Source organism: Luteococcus sp. (assembly GCF_043424415.1).
Taxonomy (GTDB): Bacteria; Actinomycetota; Actinomycetes; order Propionibacteriales; family Propionibacteriaceae; genus Luteococcus.
On record NZ_JBHWOO010000188.1, the window covers coordinates 1 to 3,291 of the forward strand.

The following is a 3,291-nucleotide window of genomic DNA, read 5'->3' on the forward strand; positions in this document are numbered from 1 at the left end:
GTTGTCCTGCTTGCGCAGGTTCAGCGCAGTCGTCACGACCACGAGATGCTCGCCTTCGGCAGAGGCCACCACTGCCGTGACTTCAGTCTTCTTCCGTGGGCTCAGCTCATGCCAGTGGAGCTTCGGAGCTCCTTTCGGGAGGACGAGGTATTGTCAAGACCTGTGGATGAGTAGTTTCAGGCGGCCTGGTGATCCGGCGCTGATCCGGGGGTGGTTGGGCCGCTCGACGAGGCGTCCTATATGGAAGCGAGCGCCGGGGCGGACGAGGGTGACGAGGTGGGACGCATTGACGGCGCGCCAGCGGAGGTGCGCGGGCTCGACGACCCTGAAGGCCATCGCCACGTCAGCGGCCCGTGAACCGGAAGGTCGACTCGATCGGGTTCGTCGTGCGCGGGTGGAACCAGTGCTCGGCCGAGTAGTCGCAGAACTCCAGCTGCACCTCGAGATCGTCGATGATCCTCGCGACTGCCTTGGGCCGCTTCGCGCCGTAGAGGCCGGCGAACTTTCTGGCCGGTCTCCGCGTGGGCGCGGTCCTCGACCTGCCAGATCTCGGTCAGGGTCTTCTTCGCCCGCAGCATCAGACCAGACCACAGCTAAGTCCTCAGATGCGACGAATCGGACATGCCCACCGCCCCATGTCACAGACCACGTTCAGTTCAATTCCGCAAGCGTGAGCCAAGTCGGACGCCACCTTGGCCACTGCGTCCTCTTGACGTCCGACTGAGCAAGTGGGAACGTGATGGGGGACACTTTAAGGAACTCCGACAATGGCAGGGATGTGATTGACGTGGCTACAAATCGTCGCAATCTCGTATTTAGAATCGCGCCGGCAATTGCGCTGGGGGCGCGTTCGCAGCCGCTCCAAGTGTAGCGCGCGCCGATGGTGGGCAGGAAGATGTAGGTGCAGCCGGTGACCGTGCTAAGCGTGGCCTCAGCAATGCAGAATTGAAGGAGTACGAGGATCTCGAGACCGCTTTCGGCGAACTCGGGGATCTCACGGATGCCGAAGTCCAAGAGCTCGCTGAGAGTCAGATGGCGACGGGAGGGGAGAGCGATCCGGCGGTCGCCAGGATCCCTCTTCCTGGGCCCGCAGCTCTCGTGAGCTGTGCCCTGACGGCAGCCTGGGTCTTCCGTGGCGGGGTCTCGGAGAACCGTGTCATCATGCAGGTGACCGAGGTGGTCGTGGGTTGCGTGGGGATTCCTGCCACCTCCTGGGTGCTCGTCCGCGTGGCTCGGCTGGTGTGGCGGTATCGGAAGAAGATTGCAGCCGCCCTCGCAGCGGCCGGTCTTACTGCGGCTCAGCTTGCCCCGCTGAGGAACGCACCCTACCCCGGCTGAGGCCGCCACTGGCACTTAAGGGCTGGAGATGATTTGTCTTGAGGATGCCTTCGCGAGTTGGGTTTCAGCGCGCGGCGTTGTATCTCGGTGTTTCCGTTGCGGGATTGGCGGCACTCGTAGGTGTGTACTGCCTCATCTCTGGTAGGTCGCTGGGTGAAGCGCTGGGAAACCTTTGGATTGCACTGGTTATCGCCCTAACGGTGGCTGTTGCTACGGCTTTTCGTGATCAGCGAGAAGAAGGTGGCACGGATTCAGAAGAGTCGCATCATGAATAGCGATTGTGAACTCCTGCAGTTGCAGTTGCTATAGCCTAGAGGGTGCCAATGAGAGGGTTCGGATCGCAGATCCAGTCGGACCCTCTCAGGAGGGTGAGATTGTGTCACGATCTGCGGATGAGAAGTTTCAGGCGACTCGCTGATCCGGCCCTGATTCGAGGGTGTCGGAGTGGTCGCGGCGTTCGACGAGTTGTCCTTTCTCGAATATCGCTCCGGCGCGGACGAGTGCGACGAGGTGGGGTGCGTTCACGGCGCGCCAGCGGGTCTGGGCGGACTCGATGAGCTTGAATGCCATCGCGATCCCAGCGGCGCGAGACCCGGGCCCTTTCGTGACACGCTGGCGCAGCCGGACGGTGGCGAACGTCGACTCGATGGGGTTGGTGGTGCGCAGGTGGATCCAGTGCTCGGCGGGGTAGGCGTAGAACTCCAGCAGTACGTCGAGGTCGTCGGTGACCTTCGCGGCGGCCTTGGGCCACTTGGCCCCGTACTCGTCGGCGAAGACCGCCGCGGCAGCCTCAGCGTGCTCACGATCCTCGGCCTGCCAGATCTCGGCCAGTGCCTTCTTCGCCCCCGGCTGGGCCGACTTGGGCAGGGCGTTGAGCACATTGGCGATCTTGTGGAACCAGCAGCGCTGTTCCCGGGTGGTCGGGAAGACGTCGCGGAGGGCGGACCAGAACCCCAGTGCGCCGTCCCCGATCGCGAGCACGGGGGCGGCCATCCCGCGACGTTTGCAGTCGCGCAGGAGGTCGGCCCACGACTCGGTGCTTTCGCGGTGGCCGTCATCGAGGGTGATCAGCTCCTTGGTGCCGTCGGCGCGCACGCCGATCATTACCAGCAGGCAGATCTTGTCCTGGTTCAGGCGGACCTTGAGGTGGATCCCGTCGACCCAGACGTAGACGTAGTCGGTGTCGGCCAGCGACCGGGTGTTGAACGCGGCCGCCTCGCCCTGCCACTGGCCGGTCAGGCGGGTAATCGTTGCCGGTGACAGGCCCGCGGCTGAGCCGAGGAACTGCTCCAGCGCCGGGGCGAAGTCGCTGGACGAGAGGCCGTGCAGGTACAACAGTGGCAGCACCTCGGCCACCTGCGGGGACTTGCGCGCCCAGGCGGGCAGGATCGCCGAGGCGAACCGCTTCCGCTCACCCGTAGCCTCGTCGGTGCGCTTGTCGTTGACCCGTGGGGCACGGACCGGTACTGCACCGGCCGCGGTGGTCACCTCGCGGGTGGCGTGGTACCCGTTGCGCACCACCAGCCGGTGGCCGTTGTCGTCGACCTCGTCCGCCGAGGCGTCGACGTAGGCGGCGACCTCGGCCTGCAACGCGGCCGCGAGCATCTGCCGGGCACCGTCGCGAGCGATCGCATCGAGCATCGACTCGCCGGGCGGGTTCGGCCCGGCCTGGTTGGAGTCGGAATCGTCGGGGACTATCTTGAGCATCGGGCGTACCTTCCCGAACCAGCGCGTCAACGCCGGTTCTTGATCAGAGTCTTCGTTCCTTGTAGATCAGCCTCGGGAAGGTGCGCCCCTTGCACGCCACCCCGCCGAGACTCATCCACAGGTTCTGATCATTCCTCTGGCCCGGAGCCTCCGTCGCGGACTCATGTACTGAACTCTCGATGAGAAACCATGCCCAAAGTGTCGCTGACAACGGACGATGCCCCCAACTTTGTGATCTATATTATA

At 64.2% G+C, this 3,291-nt stretch carries 2 protein-coding genes and 1 pseudogene; 1 reads left to right on the forward strand and 2 read right to left on the reverse strand.

Features of this window, described 5'->3' with window-relative positions:
• Positions 1-153 precede the first annotated feature (153 nt).
• Positions 154-569: pseudogene (locus ACHFFZ_RS10940) on the reverse strand (IS256 family transposase); the annotation flags it as partial.
• A 376-nt stretch (positions 570-945) separates the two neighbouring features.
• On the opposite strand from ACHFFZ_RS10940, the gene ACHFFZ_RS10945 reads away from it, so the two are divergent.
• A complete protein-coding gene (locus ACHFFZ_RS10945) occupies positions 946-1,338 on the forward strand; it encodes a hypothetical protein (RefSeq protein ID WP_209889808.1) in 393 nt (130 codons plus the stop codon).
• A 402-nt stretch (positions 1,339-1,740) separates the two neighbouring features.
• On the opposite strand, the gene ACHFFZ_RS10950 is transcribed toward ACHFFZ_RS10945, so the two are convergent.
• A complete protein-coding gene (locus tag ACHFFZ_RS10950; RefSeq protein ID WP_301470347.1) occupies positions 1,741-3,045 on the reverse strand; it encodes an IS256 family transposase in 1,305 nt (434 codons plus the stop codon).
• Positions 3,046-3,291 lie beyond the last annotated feature (246 nt).

Excerpts from the sequence above, each read along its gene's own strand:
- ACHFFZ_RS10950 (WP_301470347.1), bottom strand. The coding sequence starts at position 3,045 with ATGCTCAAGATAGTCCCCGACGATTCCGACTCCAACCAGGCCGGGCCG.